The sequence below is a fragment of the Arthrobacter sp. TWP1-1 genome, from assembly GCF_049897845.1.
In the GTDB taxonomy this organism is placed as follows: Bacteria; Actinomycetota; Actinomycetes; order Actinomycetales; family Micrococcaceae; genus Specibacter.
Genome location: NZ_JAFCXC010000004.1, coordinates 127,231 through 142,810, shown reverse-complemented (window position 1 = coordinate 142,810; position 15,580 = coordinate 127,231). Strand labels below are relative to the sequence as shown.

Genomic DNA, 15,580 nt, shown 5'->3' with positions numbered 1-15,580 from the left:
TCGCGGGTGGTCACGGCAGTGCCGCCGGGTTTGGGTGGCTCTTGGCCCACTCGCTGAACCGCGCCCGCCAGTGCGCATCCAAGGGGAACAGGCCTTCCACGCTGTGACCTTGGGTGACCATTTCCGCGATGAACACTTCCTCGTGTTCCTGGGCGATGGCCGCGTCTGCCACATCTTCCGCGAACGACGGCGGGATCACCACCAGTCCGTCGGCGTCACCGACAATGATGTCACCGGGCTGGACGGTGGCCCCGCCGCAGGAAATGGTGATGTCCGTGTCCCATGGAATGTGCCGGCGGCCAAGGACGGCGGGGTGGGCGCCGGTGTAGAAGGTGGGCATTTCCAATGCTGCGACGGCGGCAATGTCGCGGACGCCGCCGTCGGTCACGATGGCAGCCGCGCCGTTGACCTGGGCGCGCAGGGCCAGGACATCGCCGATGGTCCCCGCCCCCGGATCGCCCCGGGCCTCCATGACTAGGACGTCGCCGTCGTTCAGTGTGTTGATGATGCGTTTCTGGGCGTTGTATCCGCCGCCATGGGATATGAACAGGTCTTCGCGGTTGGGGACGAAGCGCAAGGTGCGGGCAATCCCGGCGATGCGGATCTCCGGCCGGGTGGACTGCAACCCGTCAATGCTGACGTTGTTCAGGCCGCGTTGGCGCAGTTGGGCGCTCAAGGTGGCCGTGCCGACGCTTGTCAGCTTGCGCCTGAGCTCCGTATTGAGGCCCTTCGGTGCCAGGCCGGCGGCCTCGACGGAGCCCCACGCTGCCTCGCGGTCGGCGTCGGTGGTTCGGGGTGCGTTGCCGTAGCTGGCGAAGGGGACCTTGCCCTGCGTCACGGTGGTGCGCAACCGGCCGCTGCTCATTCTTGCCGAGACGCAGTCGACCTCAATTTCCAGCACGTCGCCGGGGCCGGCAACCGAGGACCCTGCCGGGGTGCCGGTGAGGATGATGTCACCGGGGTGCAGCGTCATGAGCTGGGATAGATCAGCGACGATCTGGCTGAAAGGGAAGATCAAGCCGGCACTATTGTCCGACTGTACGAGCCTCCCGTTGACCCATGTTCGAAGGCGCAGCCGGCTCGGATCGACGGTGCGCGCGGGGATGAGTCCCGGGCCGATCGGGGTGAATCCGTCGCCTGACTTGGACCGGACATTGGAGCCCTTGTCCGCGTACTTGAGATCGTAAACGCCAAGATCGTTGCTCGCCGTGACATGTTCAACGTGCGCCCACGCATTGGCGGGTGCAACGCGGTGGGCCGCGGTTCCGATGATCAGGGCAATCTCACCTTCGTAGGCGAGCAGCTCACATCCGTCTGGGCGTTCAACGTCCGAACCGCTCAGACTAAGCGATGACGAAGCCTTCAGGAAGTAGGACGGCAAAGCGGGGACGTTTCCGCGCTGCTCAGCCCGCGACCGGTACGCCACGTGCACGGCGATGACCTTGCCGGCTCGTTTGAGCGTGCCTGCAGAGACCTGTTCCATGAAACACCTCGCCGTTGAAGGTTGCCTGGACGTTTCCGCCGGACCACTCTGCACCGGCGAGATCGTATACGATCAAGCTTCCGTCGTATTGGGAGCCACGTCAAGCATTCATCGTGGGAGGTGGCCTGTCAGAGCAGTATCTACGCGCCCGGGCCCGCTGCATTGATCGGTAGGTCATCGCTGAGCATGTCGAAGACGTCTGCGCGGAAGGCCGGCGGGACCTCTATGAATTCGCCGACCGTGACGAGCCCTTCGTCGGCCCAATGGGCAATGTTCTGCGCGATCGCCAGAAGATCTGGGTGCACAGATTCGGGGTCAGCCAGGGCCTGGATCATCGTCGCGGATTCGGGCGGGGCAACGGAAGAGCACTGGGTCAACCAATCCGACATTTCCAATTGCCAGTACTCGTAGTCGCCTTCTCCAGAGCCTGCCAAGGTGACCGTGAAAATGAAGAGGCCGATCAGCTCTCGCATGGTCTCGATGATGTCGTCCTCATCGGCCGAGGAATCAACCACCGGCTTCGTGACGTAGACGTGTGACTCGTTGATGGTGATCAGGCCAGCCACATCCAACATTTCCCAGTACAGGGAAAGCCGCGCCGCGTCGTGATCCTCAGGAGTGGTGAAATCAGCGGCATTGCCCAGCGTCCCTAAACCGCTATGGGTCAGTGTTGCCGCGCCTTCATCAAAGTCTCGAAGCGTGCGGTGCTCGGTGAGTTCCTTGCCGTCCCCAATCCAGTCCAGCAGAGCCATCGTGTTTTTCCACAACGGGGTGTCTAGGACCGTTGCCAGGATTTCCTTCTGTGTCAGTTCCGGGATGTAGACGTCGGCGAAATCGTAATCCTCCAGGGCTAGGAAGTCCTCTTCTACGTCCGCCCGGCCAGCCATTGTGCCCGTCCGCTTGAGCTCAGCCGTGACCGCATCGAGGTCCTCAGCGGAACCTGTCCAGAGCTTTGCATGAGCCAGGTAGTCCACATAATCCCGGACGCCGGCGCGCAGAGTCAGTACGCCCAGTGGATTGGCGTGGGCCGTGACCTCCATGACCTCTTGTACTGCTGCGGGAACCAGTGCCGTGGGATCGGTCTGCGGCTCAAGCATGCGGTACATGTCAAAGAAATCGTCAAGTATCAGCAGGCTGGTATCGATGGATTTGTCGGGCCTGCTCTGCGATTCCAACCACGCCACAAAACCCGGCGACAACGATTCCATGGCCCGTTCCAGCCGCACATCGGCAGAAGACGCCGTTGCTTTTCCGCGGGCGGCTGCATCGGCTGCTGCTTTCGCCGGATTACCGAAGCGGGACTTCTTGTTCTTCTGGGCCACAGGGTTCCTTGCGGTCGGCGGTACTGTTCCCCACAACGTTAGCGCCTCAGGCGAGCGAGCGTTCGCGAAAAGTGCCCCGGAAGAGAGCGAGCGTTGGGACAATAAGCGCCATAGGTGATGGAGGGTTGGGGGAAACAGCCCATTTAGTGAAGGAGGGTTTGGATTAAGCGGTGAATTCTGTCAGGACGATCTTGCCCGCGCCGTGTCCGGACATGCTTGCCTCGAATGCTTTGGCGGCCTCCTGCAGCGGGAACGTTTGAGCCACGTCAACGCTGAGAGTGCCGTCCTCAACTAGGAGGCTCAGACGTTCCAATTCCTCGGCACTGGGACGGACCCAGATGTATTGCCCGCCGTGGGACAAAACGGTCCAATCGGCGATGGAAGCGTGGCGACCGTCGGCCTTGAGCAACGCGAGGGTGTCGTCAACAACATCGCCGATGAAATCGGCAACGGCATCGACGCCATCGGGAGCCAAGGCGCGGACGCGTTCAACCAGACCGGGGCCGTATTCCACGGGTTCGGCACCAAGCTCGCGCAGGCGCTCATGATTTCGGACAGATCCTGTGGCGATGACGCGTACGCCAGCGTGGACGGCGAGCTGGATGCCTGTGCGGCCCACGCTGCCGGAACCGTTGTGGATCAATAGCGTCTGGCCGGCGGTGACTGCCAGGGCATCGAGAGTTCGCTGGGCTGTCAAACCCGTCAGAGGGAGTGCGGCCGCCTGCTCCCAGCTCAACGTTGCAGGCTTATGAGCCACGATGGCGGCCGGAAGAGCCACGAGTTCGGCAAAGGTTCCACCCTGGATAGTGTCGCGGCGGCCGTAGGAGTAAACCTCGTCACCGACCTTGAAATCCGGGGTATCAAAGCCCACGGCCTCCACCACTCCCGCCACGTCCCAGCCCGGGGTGACGGGGAAGTTCACGTCCATGAGCCCGTCCAGCGCGCCGGACATGATCTTCCAGTCCACGGGGTTGACGCCAGCAGCCTTGACCCGAATCAGCACAGCTCCGGGGGCAACCTTGGGTGTCGGCCGTTGTGTTAGTTCCAAGACCTCGGTGCCGCCGTATTGTGCGTACGTCATGGCCTTCATAGTTGAACTCATGGTGCTGGTTCCTTTCCTTGCCTGTATGGGCTTCCAAGTTGTTCAACGACGCGGGCGTGCCGATGATTCCTACACGTCTGCGTACCGTTATTAGCGAATGGTGCGCCACTTCTGGAGCTGCGCGCCATTCGTTCTTAACCACGCGCAGGCACATCAGTCGGTCAGGCCTGCCCAGCTCGCAACGCCCGGTCCTCCCACCGGTGTTGGGCTGCCGTATCCAGGACGGCTTCGACCCAGCGGCCCATCCCGGCGTAGGCCTCCACTCGGGTCTGGATAGGCGACAAGAACACGTCGTGGAAAGCGCCGGGAATCCTATGCAGAGTCACTCGATTGCCCAAATCAAGGGCACGCTTGGCCACGGCATCCACGTTCAGGACAACATCGGCGGCCAGCGCAGTGGAGGACCATTTGGGCTGCAGGTAGCTCTTGTCCGAAAGCATGACAAGCGCCGGAGCCTGCAGTCCCAATCCGCGGGCGAGCTGCGCCTGACCCTGGAACACCGCATTCAAGAACGACGGCGTCACCGGGAAGCCGCGGTCCGGGCGCCACAGCGATTCGTAATCCCACTCGCCGTCGTACTTCTTGGACACGGCCCGCGTGTAGAAGCCCGGATCAATGCCCGGCAGCGGCGTCATCGGCTTGAACCGGGTTCGCGCCTGGATGAGCGGAGCCATCATGGCCCGGCCCACCTCGCTGGCCTGAAACTCCAGCCACGGACTGTTAAGGACGACGGCGGCTGCCGCGCCCGGGTGCCGCGCGGCCCACAGGCTCAGGGTGAGCCCGCCGGTTGAATGGCCCAACAGCACCAGGGGCCGTTCGCGCGGCGGTTCCGGATGATCTTCCGGATGATCCCGGCCCGCCAGCGCATCAAAGGCGGCGCTGAGGCGGTGCCGGGCTTCCTCCAAAAATGCGATTTCGAAGGTCCATGGATCCGAGGCCTCCTCGGTGGTTGGAAGCGGCATGACCTCTTCGGGGACTCCGCTGCGGCCCATGGCGTCAAGCGCTGCGGCGATGTCGCCGTCGTACTCCGTGAGGGAGGAAACCTGGCCCGGAATCTGGCCAGGGCGCAGGCTTCGACCATGGTTGTGAAGATCCAGAGCGTAGAAATTCGCGCCGGCGCGGTGCCAAAACTCAGCCAGTTCGTGCTGGAAGAAGTAATCGGACCAGCCGTGGACGTACAGGATGTCGGCGCCGCTCAGGGACGACGGCGCCCATTGCTGCGCGGCGCCCACGTAGCGGACAAGCGTCGCCGGCGATCCGGCAGGAAGGTCGAGGGTGAGCTGTTCAAAGTCCGCGCCGAGGACGTCCGGCTGCCAAGAGGTCATGGCTTGATGCTATCGGCTACGAGCAGTATCCGAGTGTGAATTCGGCAATGACCACGGAATGCATGGACGAGGAGCATCAACAGGGCCGTGTGCTTGCAGAAAGATTCAAAAGCAATCGAAATTGCAAGCATCTTAAATATCAAAAACTTGAGACGGCCGTGCCTATGCTTGGAGTGTGCATGCGCGAGGTTTATTTTCCGACCGCCTGTGGCCAGAATTTGCAGTGACGCTGAGAGAAATAGGTGATGACATGGCCTTTTGGCAGGATGCATTTTATGACTGGGCACCCGCGTGGGCTGCCGTGCAGGACCAGGAATCGGAGGTTGCCGGAAACGTTGTCACGATTGGCGCCCAGCGCGTCATGATGTGGCCAGGCGATGCTGATTCTTCCGCTGCTTCCGAGGCGTCCGGCAGCCTGGTCCTGGTGACCGAAGACGTTGATGGCGCCACACACTTTGCCCAGTCGCTGGGACTACGGGCAACAAGGCACCAAGTGCTCCTGAACGCCGAGACGGACACGCTTGACCTGGTACCCGATCTGCCACCCGACGCCAATCTAGCCGAGGCCCCGCTGGAGAACTTCGACCTCGTCGAGGTGGCCCTGTTTGACCGGCCGGTGGCCCGCGGCCGCCTCAGCCTCGGCGACGAGCTGGCCGTGCTGGCTGAGCTGAGCGTCGACGACGGTCACGAAGAATTGGTCCACACGCTGGAACAAGCCATGGTGGCGGGCTTGGGCGAGGAAGCCTTTACTCACGGTGGCGACACGTTGTTCTTGGTCGCCAGTGAGGAGCAGGCGGCACGCTTTGACGCCGTCGAAGGCTGGAGCCGGGCGGCGGAAATCCTCACATTCGAGAAGTAGGGCTAGACCCTGACACGGTGTGAGGCCGTAAACCTGAAGGTGTCATGTTTTATATAGGAGATTTCGCCAGAGTCGGACGGGTGTCGGTGCGCATGTTGCATCACTATGACGCCATCGGGCTGCTGTGCCCTGACCACGTCGATTCCACCGGCTACAGGCTCTACGAAGCCACGGCGCTTGCGCGGCTCAACCGCATCGTGGCGCTGAAAAACCTTGGGTTCACCCTGAAAGCGGTGTCCCGGATTCTGGATGAGAGCCTCAGCGCGGAGGAATTGCGCGGCATGTTGCGGTTGCGCCGCGAGGAGCTGGAGGATCAGCTTGCCGCTGACACCGCCAGGCTGGCATCGGTAGAGGCGAGGCTCCGCGTCATTGAAAGTGAGGGCGTCATGCCTGAATATGAAGTCACCATCAAGTCCCTGCCTGCCGTCCGGCTCGCGGAGCTCTCGGCCGAGGCAGACAGCTTTGAACCGGCGTCCATCAGTCCGGTCATCCAGCCGCTGTACAAGCAGTTGTACACGGCGCTGGAGGCCGCCGGAATTTCACCTGTGGGTCCCGGGGTTGCCTACTACGAAGCGCTCGACGGCGGTCGCGTCCGCGTGCACGCCGGCTGCCCCATCCCCGATTCCGTTCGGGACGGGGAGTTCGACGTCGTTACGCTGCCTGCTGTGAAGCAGGCTGCAACACTCATCCACCGCGGGACCATGGACAATGTCATGCCGTCCGTGCAGGCTCTGGCCCGCTGGATCGACGCCAACGCGTTCACCTCCCAGGGGCTGAACCGCGAGCTGTACCTTGACTACGGCATGAGCGAGGACCCGGAGCAGTGGGTCACCGAACTGCAGGAGCCTGTGGCCTCCAACCGGTAAAGCCCTGACCGCGCAGAGTTCGACGGCGGCACCTGGCCGGGTGCCGCCGTCGAGCCTTGCTGTGGTACTTACAAGATGCGTCCCGGCTGCGGCCATGGCAGAATGGGGGATGGTCCGGGTGCAGACGGGCCCAGTGATAATACAGCCGACCGAGCAAGCCTCCCAGGGGCTCCGGTATGAGCGAACCACTCAGCTAGAGAAATTTGAGACCCATCATGTCCCCGCTGCAAAGCAAAGCTTCGGCAACCCCACTTAAAAACAATGTCGCTCCAACGTTTGCCGCTGTTGGCAGCCCCTACTTTGGGATCCTGCTGGCGGCCATGGCCGTGATCGTCATTCTCTCGAATATCGGCGCATCCAAGGGCGTGCTCTTTGGCCCGATCGTGACCGATGGAGGGTTCTTCCTCTTCCCGTTCGCGTACATTCTGGGCGATGTCATCAGCGAGATTTACGGATTCAAGGTGGCGCGTAAAGCCATTTTGACCACCTTTGTCCTTTCGGTTTTCGCGTCCCTTTGCTACTGGGTGATCATCGTGTTGCCCGGTTTTACCGATGACTACGGCATGGCAAAACAAGGAGCCATGGAATTGGCGCTTGGCCCGGTACCGCAGATTGTGCTGGCCAGCCTCCTCGGATTCCTCGCCGGGCAGACCATTAACTCCTGGATCATGGTCCGGCTCAAGGCCCGCCAGGGCGAGCGGAAGCTGTGGGCTCGACTCATGGGTTCCAGCGGAGTTGGCGAGTTCGTTGACACCCTGATCTTCTGCTCCATCGCCGCCCCGGTCATCGGGATTGTTGGCTTCGGGATGTTCATCAACTACGTGGTCGTGGGCTTTGTGTACAAGACCGCCGTGGAATTCTTGTTTATCCCCGTCACCACCGTGGTGATCCGGTGGTTCAAGCGCAACGAACCTTCTTATACGGCTACCGCAGCGTTGTAGTTTCGGAGCGACAAACGGACCCCTGTTGAGTTAGACGCTGCAAAGCGTCTAACTCAACAGGGGTCCGTCTTTTTTGGGTCTATTTCGGCGCCGGCGGCCCGCCACTACCGCTTCGGGTAGTACCGGCGCAGGGTCTCGGCCTTGAACTCGAAGAACGTGCCATCCTCGATGGCGAGCCGGGCGTCGTCGACCATCTTGACCACAAAACGCTCGTTGTGGATCGAGACCAGGGTGGAGGAGACCATTTCCTTCGCCTTGAACAGGTGGTGGATGTACGCGCGCGTGTAGTTTTCGCAGGTGTAGCAATCACACTCATCGGATAGTGGTGTGAAATCGCGCTTGTACTTGGCGCCGGAGAGGTTGAATCGGCCGTCCGGGGTGTAAAACGCGGAGGTGCGTGCAACGCGGGTGGGTGAGACACAGTCAAAGGTGTCTGCCCCATTTTCGATGGCCGTGAAAATGTCATCGGGTTCGGAGATGCCCAGCAGGTGACGGGGCTTGTTCTCCGGCAATTCCTCGGTGCACCAGCGCACGATGGTGCCCAGGTTTTCCTTCTCCAAGGCGCCACCGATGCCGTAGCCATCGAAGTTCATCTCGCCGAGATCGTGGGAGGCCTTGCGGCGCAGGTCCTCGTATTGGGCGCCCTGAATGACGCCGAACAGTGCCTGGTAGGGCTTGCCGACGCGGTCTTCGGTGAGCTGGAAATGCTCCGCGATACAACGCAGCGCCCACAGGCGGGTGCGCTCGAGTGACATCTCCTGGTAGCCGCGGGAGTTCAGCAGCGTGGTCAGCTCGTCGAAGGCGAACATGATGTCGGCCCCGATCTGGTGCTGGACCTGCATGGAGATTTCTGGGCTGAAGCGGTGCATATCCCCGTTGATGTGGGATTTAAACCAGACACCGTCGTCGTCAATGTGGGCCAGGCGTTCCTTGCCCACGGCTACGGAATCGTCGGCTCCGGCGTGCGGGGAAGCGGCCGCGGCATCCATGTTGATGACCTTTTTGAAGCCCGAGCCAAGGCTCATGACCTGGAATCCGCCGCTGTCGGTGAACGTGGGACCCTGCCAGTTCATGAACTTGCCGAGCCCGCCGGCAGTGTCGAGGATGTCGGCGCCCGGCTGCAGGTACAGGTGGTAAGCATTGGAGAGCAGCGCCTGAGCGCCCAGGTCCTTCATGGATTCCGGCAGCACGGACTTCACGGTGGCTTTGGTGCCCACGGCGATGAACGCCGGGGTCTTGATGGTGCCGTGCGGGGTGGTAATGACACCGGTGCGGCCCTGGAATTTCCCGCCGTTGCGTTCAACAGCGGCATCGTCCGGCGCGCAGCTGTCATTCAGGCGCGTGGTCACCTCAAAGGAGAATTCACTTTGTAAGGCCGGGGCACCGGGGGCGGTGTGCGGCTCGGTAGTGTGCGCTGGCGCGATGAGATCCGTGACGGTTTCTGGGGTGGGCATTATTCTATTTTGCCAGTCTTTGTGTCCGGCCATGACACCGTGTGAGAAGAACGACGGCGTTGCTTGCCTCACGCTGCCAGGCGCCGGGCGCCGGTGCCGCCGCTGCGGCCCCGTCAGGTTCAGCCTTCGGGGAAGTGGACCTCCATGAATGAATCCCATTGGGAGCCGATGGCCTCGAAAGCGGCCGAGCCCAGGCCATAAGTGCTGACGATGATCTGGGCGCCCGCGTGTTCACGGACTCCGTCGAGCGGGGCTTGGCGGGCAAGAACCAAGAGGCCGTCGCCGTGCTCGGCATAGTCGGCCACTGTCAGGCCAAGCTGTGTGTCACTGCGGTACCAAACCTTGCCCGTGAGGGTGGCACCGGTATTCAACGTGAGTTCATAGGGCTCGCCTGGGTCAGGAAGCCAGCCGGTGTCAATGCCCAGCGCATCCCACAGGTTGGTGTGGGCCGAGCTGGTGCCGTCGGTATAGATGGTGCGGCGCGCGGTCCTTGGATGGTGGTCCAAGGCGAACTTGAGCTGCTGTAGGAACATGGACCAGCCCTCGGTGATGTCTGAATCGTATTTGGCCCATTCGCCCGTGGCCTCACCGCGGGTCAGGGTCAGCAGGGTGCCATCCGGGCGTGGTTCCAGCGTAAAAACGTCTCCCATTTCCAGGTCCAGGCGAAGGTGATCCGGGCTTTCAGTCACGTTGGAGTAGTAGATCTGGGCGATCTCATCGTCCAGGCCCTCCATCTCCCACCCATGCCATTGGGCCAGCTTGGCCGGTTCACGGAGCATGAGCCACAACTGTTCGGCATCTGCGTTGACAAGGACAGAGAGCTGGTTGGTCGCCATGGAACGTAATCTACGCTGGATAGTTCAAACGGGCTAGAGCCACGCCGCCAAAAGCACGCAACGAGGCGGTTAGCGCCCCAACCCCGCGTAGGAAATCGCTTGGCGGACCAATGCGCCGCGGCCGCCAACGAACTCTTCCTGTACACCGGGGCTCAGAACTTCCTCGGGTGTCATCCAGGTCAGTTCAAGGGCGTCCTGGCGGGGCTCGCATTCACCGGTCACCGGAATGACATAAACCATCGCGACGGCGTGCTGGCGCTCATCGGTGAAACCGGTCTGGGAAGGCGAGGGCAGGTATTCGGCCACGGTAAACGGGACAGGGCTCACGGGAAGCTGCGGGAACGCGAGCGGCCCAAGGTCCTTTTCAATGTGGCGGATCAGCGCGGCACGGATGGTCTCGCGGTACAGCACGCGTCCTGAGACCAGTGTGCGCACCATGGAGCCCTCGTCGTCGGCCTGCAGCAGCAGCCCCACTTCGTTGACATAGCCGAGGGAATCAAGGCGCACCGGCACCGCTTCAACGTAGACCATGGGGAGCCGGTTTCGGGCTTCGTAGAGGTCCTCGGCGGACAGCCAGCCGGGATAAGGATCAGGTGTGCGTACGCTCATGCCTTTAGTTCTACCTCATCCCCGCCCCCAGCGCCGCACCCGGCCCGGAAAATCCCTCAGGATTCCCGCCAAGGCGCCACCGTGAGGAGGCCTCCGCGAGTTTCCCGCCGTCGGGCGTTTCCTAGTCGCCCGTGGTGATTTCAAGCTCGACGCCGGACGCCGCACCGGCCGCCGTGGCAACGAAACCGCCGTTCTTGGCCCGGAACAGGGCCCCGCCGCCCGGGCGCTCGGCGACGAGACGCGCGCCGATGTCGGTCAGAACCTTGTTGGCGGCAGCGACGTCCGGGGAACGCCACGTGACGGTGACGGCCAGCCGTGGATGGTCCAACAGCGGGTCGGCGCCGGGGAGACGCAGATCGGTGGAGGGATCGGCTAGAAAGGTGAAACCGTCGGGTGCCGTGATGCGGGCGGTGATTCCGTGGGCGGATTTGATGAGGCTGGATTCCACGAGCTCAGCCTGCGTGCCGTCCTCCAAGGTGCGGCGGACAAAAATCTCACAGTCGCGCACCTCGAAGCCGAGCTCCGTGGTGCCATCCTCGGCGCTGCCTGCCTCCGCCGTGTGCACGCCCACCTTGCCGCTGTCGGAGTCATAGACGCGCCAACTGCCGTGGTTCTCCACGCAGCGCAACCCTTGAGTCTCGAGTTCCGCGGCGAATTCATCGATCCTTGACGTGTAGTGGACGGGGCGGACGCGCAGCATGGTTTCTCCTGGTGGTTCCGGGGGTGCTTCCAATATTAGTGTTGAGCCATGGCCGAACTTCCTGAACTCCTGTTGTCCAATGCCGCTGCCTGGCGCGAATGGCTGGTGGAGAACCACGCGTCCAGCCCCGGTGTGCGTCTGGTCCTGCACAAGAAGGGCGGAAATGTGACGGAGCTGGACTATGCCGGGGCGCTGGATGAGGCCCTGTGCTTTGGGTGGATCGACGGAGTGGCCGGCAAGCGCGACGACGGCAGTCATCTGCGCCGGTTCACGCCCCGGACACGGACTAGTAAATGGTCAAAGATCAACACCGGGCACTATGAGCGGCTGGTCGCGGCAGGGCTCATGCGCCCGGCAGGGACGGCAGTCGCGGACGCCGCCAAGGCGGACGGGCGCTGGGAGATTGCCTACTCCGGGCAAGCGGATGCCCAAGTCCCGGATGATCTTGCCGCGGCGATTTCGGCTAGCCCGCGGGCGCAGGCCATGTTTGACGTGCTTACCTCGGTCAACCGCTATGCCCTGATTTACCGCACCAACTCGGTCAAGACCGCAGCCGTACGGGCGTCAAAGATTGCCGGATTCGTGCAGATGCTCGAGGCAGGGGAGGCCCCTTACCCGCAAAAACGCCGACCATAGTGCGCCGTGTGCGCTGTGTTTGTTGCGCTTCTGCGTGCCTACAGCGAGGCCGCCGCCGACAGAACTGTCCAGCGCTGGACCGCAGCGGAAAGCTGGATGGGCGGTTGTTCGCCGAGCCGGGCCGCCGTTTCGGTAACCATGGTCGACGCCGTGTCCCGGCTTTGCGCTGGCAGCCGCTGGTCCGAAGCGGCTAAGGCGAGGTAACGGCAGAGGATGCCGGTGAAGAGACTGCCGTCGCCACCCGGCTCCAGACGCAGACCTTGGCCGGGCGTATGGAGGTGGCGGCTGACAGCCTCGATGAGTGCGGCGGCGTCGGCCAGGTCTTGCGGCCGGCCGAGCGTCAGAAGGGCGGCAAGTGTGGGCCCCTGGTTGTAGGTGTAGACAGTTCTTTCAACATCGCGGCCCGTGGTTGATGGGTGAATGCCGTCGAGGTAGAGGCCCGTATCCGGGTCGAAGAGTTCGGTGCGCAGCCAGTCCGAGATGGCCTGCGCGGTGTCCGTGTTGCCGGTGCGGGCAAAGTGGAGCGCGGCCGGACCATTGGCTGGTGTGTTCTTGAAATCACGCTTGCGGGACCAATAAATGCCACCGCCAAGCACGGAATCGTGGGCGCCGTGCAGCTGTTTGGTCAGTGACTTGACGGCGTACTGTGCCAACGGCGAGGGCCGGGCCTCGAGACGCACAGAGAGAGCGTTGAGCCGCCCGGCCGCGAGCGCGAGCCATGCCATGTCGTCGTAATAAAAGTTGGGGAAGACGCCAAAGTTGCGGATCATGATGCCGCGGAGAAGCTGCCGAGCGCGGCTCAATTCCGTACGCGCAGTCATCCTCTCGCCTTGGGAGAGTGCTTGGAACGCTCCGTCGATGATGGAGTCGAGGTAGTGCGACTGCCACCAGTAGTGCCATTCGGTCCACGGCCGTTGGCGCGTATCTGTTCGAGGCCGGCGTCGTGAGGTGCGGTGACTTTCGGGACCATCGGGCGTAACGGCGGAAAGGGCGCCGATCCAGGTTCCGGGCACGCCCATCAGGCGGTGGCCAAAGCGGGCGTTTACGTCCGCGCCGGCAGCGGCGGCGAGCGCGGCCCAATGGTTGGCCGGGTTCTGTGAGTCGGCGTGTGCGTCAAGGCCAGTCATGGAATCAAGCCTACTGTCCGCCCCGCCCACCCAGACGCTCCTTCACATCCGGGGCGTTTTCCTCCGACGCTCCTCCACTTCCGGGGCATCTATCCCAGACGCTCCTTCGCTGCCCTGCGGCGGGCAAGGAATTTTGGTTAGTATTCATTAACGCAACTACTTCCACGCCCTTCCCGGGCTGCACCTCAACGAGGAGGAATCATGGAAATTTCGAATAACGGCACGGTCGCGCTCATCACGGGCGGGGCGTCCGGGCTGGGTGCCGCAACGGCGAGGAGGCTGCATGCGGCCGGTGCCGCCGTGGTGCTTGTCGATCTGCCCAGCTCAAGCGGAGCCGAACTTGCCGCGGAACTCGGTGATCGTGCCGTGTTTGCCCCGGCCGATGTCACCAACGAAGACCAGATTCGAGCCGCCATCGAGGCCGCCGCCGGGTTGGGGACGCTGCGGATCGTGGTGAACTGCGCCGGAATTGCGACGCCGGGCAAGGTGTTGGGGCGCGACGGCGTGCTGCCGCTGGAGCAGTTCAGCCGCGTGGTTCAGATCAACCTGATCGGCACGTTCAACGTTGTGCGGCTGTGCGCGGAGGCCATGGCCGCCGCCGAGCCGCTGGCGGGCGAGTTCGGTGCCGAGCGCGGTGTCATTGTGAACACCGCCTCCGTCGCCGCCTTTGACGGGCAGATCGGCCAACCCGCCTATGCCGCGTCTAAGGGGGCCGTGGCCGCCATGACCTTGCCGCTGGCGCGTGAGCTGGCCCGTTCGCTGATCCGCGTGGTCACGATTGCGCCTGGCATTTTCGAGACCCCCATGTTGGCGGGCTTGCCTCAGGCCGCACAGGATTCGCTGGGCCAGCAGGTCCCGCACCCCTCGCGCCTGGGCAAGCCGGCCGAATACGCCGCGCTTGTGGAACATATTGCCGCGAACGCCATGCTCAACGGTGAGACCATCAGGCTCGACGGCGCAATCCGGATGGCTCCGAAATGAGCACAGGCCCCGAAATGAGCGAGCTGCCGGCCGCCGATTTCTATGACTTTGAGTCACTGCTCAATGCCGCGGAGAAGGCCAAGCTGGCGCAGCTGCGTTCGTTCCTCGACGCAGAGGTGGCGCCGCACGCCGTCGGCTGGTGGAACGATGCGCAGTTCCCGGCCCACATCCTGCCCAAGATCGCCGCGCTGGATCTCGCCGCCCCGGACCGCCGCCAATTGAGCCACCTCTTCACCGGCCTGGTCGTGGCCGAGATGACCCGCGTTGACACCTCGCTGGCGACGTTCTTCCTTGTCCACCACGACCTTTTCGTCCAGGCGCTCATCGACTTCGGCACGGAGGAACAAAAGGCTCGGCTGCTCCCGGATGCGCTGTCGCTGCGGAGCACCGGGGCCTTCGCGCTGACCGAGCCGGACCATGGCAGCGACGTTGCCGGAGGCATGGCCACCACCGCTTTGCAGGTGAGCGACGACGGCGGCACCCACTGGGTGCTCAACGGCGCCAAACGCTGGATTGGCAACGGGACGTTTTGCGACCGGATGCTGCTGTGGGCGCGGGATGCTGAAACGGGGCAGGTGCGTGGCTTCTTCCTTGACGCTTCGCTGCCCGGAGTGGTGCGGACGAAGATTGAGAACAAGATAGCCCTGCGCACCGTCCAGAATGCGCACGTCACTCTGAGTAATGTGCGGGTTCAGGAGCAGGACCGGATTGCCACGGTCAACTCTTTTGCGGACACCAACAGGTTGCTGCTGGGATCACGGATCTCCGTTGCTTGGCAGGCCGTGGGGCAGCAACTGGCGGCCTTCGACGTTGCCCGCGCCTACGCGGTGGAACGTCAGCAATTCGGCCGTCCCATCGCGGCCTTCCAAATGATCCAGTCGCAGCTGGTGAAAATGCTGGGCAACGCCACGTCGTCGATGGCCATGATGGTGCGCATTGCTGCGCTACAAGATGGCTCGGACAGCGACGCAACCATGGCGCAGGTTGCACTGGCCAAGGCGCACACCACGGCCGCCATGCGCGAGACCGTGGCCCTTGGGCGTTCCATTTTGGGCGGCAATGGGATCGTGAGCGATTACGGCATGGCCAAGATCTTTGCCGATGCCGAGGCGATCTACACCTATGAGGGCTCGCACGAGATCAACACGCTCATTGTTGGCCGAGCCATTACGGGCGTTTCCGCGATCGTGTAGCAGTACCGGGCGGAGCTGGCGTGGCCGTTATGCGCCCAATTCAGGCTGAGTGGTGCGCATAGGCACTTATGCGCACCATTCACACTCAGTTCAGCGCACAAGTTTTCAGCCGTGACCTTATGCGCCGAACTCGCGCTCAGTTCAGT

The 15,580-nt window shown here is 62.9% G+C and carries 15 protein-coding genes; 6 read left to right on the top strand and 9 right to left on the bottom strand.

Annotated features, from left to right (window positions below):
- Positions 1–10: 10 nt before the first annotated feature.
- From ACP7B9_RS09410 to ACP7B9_RS09395, 4 genes are all read right to left on the bottom strand, one after another.
- On the bottom strand, positions 11–1,483 hold the full coding sequence (locus ACP7B9_RS09410) for a fumarylacetoacetate hydrolase family protein (RefSeq protein ID WP_425862763.1): 1,473 nt from the start codon (positions 1,481–1,483) through the stop codon (positions 11–13).
- Positions 1,484–1,623: 140 nt separating this feature from the next.
- Positions 1,624–2,805 (bottom strand): hypothetical protein, encoded by a 1,182-nt coding sequence (locus ACP7B9_RS09405; protein WP_425862762.1) that lies wholly within the window; start codon positions 2,803–2,805, stop codon positions 1,624–1,626.
- 163 nt (positions 2,806–2,968) lie between these two features.
- The gene (locus ACP7B9_RS09400) at positions 2,969–3,895 is read right to left on the bottom strand and encodes an NADP-dependent oxidoreductase (RefSeq protein ID WP_425863134.1); all 927 of its coding nucleotides are present in this window, start codon (positions 3,893–3,895) and stop codon (positions 2,969–2,971) included.
- Between the two features lie 173 nt (positions 3,896–4,068).
- The gene (locus ACP7B9_RS09395; RefSeq protein WP_425862760.1) at positions 4,069–5,232 is read right to left on the bottom strand and encodes an alpha/beta hydrolase; all 1,164 of its coding nucleotides are present in this window, start codon (positions 5,230–5,232) and stop codon (positions 4,069–4,071) included.
- 250 nt (positions 5,233–5,482) lie between these two features.
- On the opposite strand from ACP7B9_RS09395, the gene ACP7B9_RS09390 reads away from it, so the two are divergent.
- From ACP7B9_RS09390 to ACP7B9_RS09380, 3 genes are all read left to right on the top strand, one after another.
- Positions 5,483–6,091, top strand: a complete 609-nt coding sequence (locus ACP7B9_RS09390; protein WP_425862759.1) for a hypothetical protein — start codon at positions 5,483–5,485, stop codon at positions 6,089–6,091.
- 44 nt (positions 6,092–6,135) lie between these two features.
- Entirely contained in the window at positions 6,136–6,957 is an 822-nt protein-coding gene (locus tag ACP7B9_RS09385) for a MerR family transcriptional regulator (RefSeq protein WP_425862757.1), read from the top strand.
- 215 nt (positions 6,958–7,172) lie between these two features.
- Entirely contained in the window at positions 7,173–7,898 is a 726-nt protein-coding gene (locus ACP7B9_RS09380) for a queuosine precursor transporter (protein WP_425862755.1), read from the top strand.
- Between the two features lie 104 nt (positions 7,899–8,002).
- Here ACP7B9_RS09380 and tgt read toward each other — a convergent pair whose 3' ends face one another.
- The 4 genes from tgt to ACP7B9_RS09360 all read right to left on the bottom strand — a co-directional run bounded on the left by tgt (position 8,003) and on the right by ACP7B9_RS09360 (position 11,497).
- Positions 8,003–9,352 (bottom strand): tRNA guanosine(34) transglycosylase Tgt, encoded by a 1,350-nt coding sequence (gene tgt / locus ACP7B9_RS09375; RefSeq protein ID WP_425862753.1) that lies wholly within the window; start codon positions 9,350–9,352, stop codon positions 8,003–8,005.
- A gap of 119 nt (positions 9,353–9,471) precedes the next feature.
- Positions 9,472–10,188 carry an SRPBCC family protein gene (locus tag ACP7B9_RS09370; protein WP_425862751.1) on the bottom strand — a complete coding sequence of 239 codons (717 nt, stop codon included), beginning with the start codon at positions 10,186–10,188 and terminating at the stop codon, positions 9,472–9,474.
- 69 nt (positions 10,189–10,257) lie between these two features.
- Positions 10,258–10,797 carry an NUDIX hydrolase family protein gene (locus ACP7B9_RS09365; protein ID WP_425862749.1) on the bottom strand — a complete coding sequence of 180 codons (540 nt, stop codon included), beginning with the start codon at positions 10,795–10,797 and terminating at the stop codon, positions 10,258–10,260.
- Between the two features lie 121 nt (positions 10,798–10,918).
- Positions 10,919–11,497: a VOC family protein gene (locus ACP7B9_RS09360; RefSeq protein WP_425862748.1), complete on the bottom strand. Its 579-nt coding sequence runs from the start codon at positions 11,495–11,497 to the stop codon at positions 10,919–10,921.
- A gap of 48 nt (positions 11,498–11,545) precedes the next feature.
- On the opposite strand from ACP7B9_RS09360, the gene ACP7B9_RS09355 reads away from it, so the two are divergent.
- Positions 11,546–12,133, top strand: coding sequence for a YdeI/OmpD-associated family protein (locus ACP7B9_RS09355; RefSeq protein ID WP_425862746.1), 588 nt, complete (start codon positions 11,546–11,548; stop codon positions 12,131–12,133).
- A gap of 38 nt (positions 12,134–12,171) precedes the next feature.
- Here ACP7B9_RS09355 and ACP7B9_RS09350 read toward each other — a convergent pair whose 3' ends face one another.
- A complete protein-coding gene (locus ACP7B9_RS09350) occupies positions 12,172–13,260 on the bottom strand; it encodes a glycoside hydrolase family 76 protein (protein ID WP_425862744.1) in 1,089 nt (362 codons plus the stop codon).
- Between the two features lie 201 nt (positions 13,261–13,461).
- On the opposite strand from ACP7B9_RS09350, the gene ACP7B9_RS09345 reads away from it, so the two are divergent.
- Entirely contained in the window at positions 13,462–14,241 is a 780-nt protein-coding gene (locus tag ACP7B9_RS09345) for a 3-hydroxyacyl-CoA dehydrogenase (protein ID WP_425862742.1), read from the top strand.
- The gene (locus ACP7B9_RS09340) at positions 14,238–15,434 is read left to right on the top strand and encodes an acyl-CoA dehydrogenase family protein (RefSeq protein WP_425862740.1); all 1,197 of its coding nucleotides are present in this window, start codon (positions 14,238–14,240) and stop codon (positions 15,432–15,434) included. Before ACP7B9_RS09345 ends, ACP7B9_RS09340 begins: the two co-directional genes overlap by 4 nt.
- Positions 15,435–15,580 lie beyond the last annotated feature (146 nt).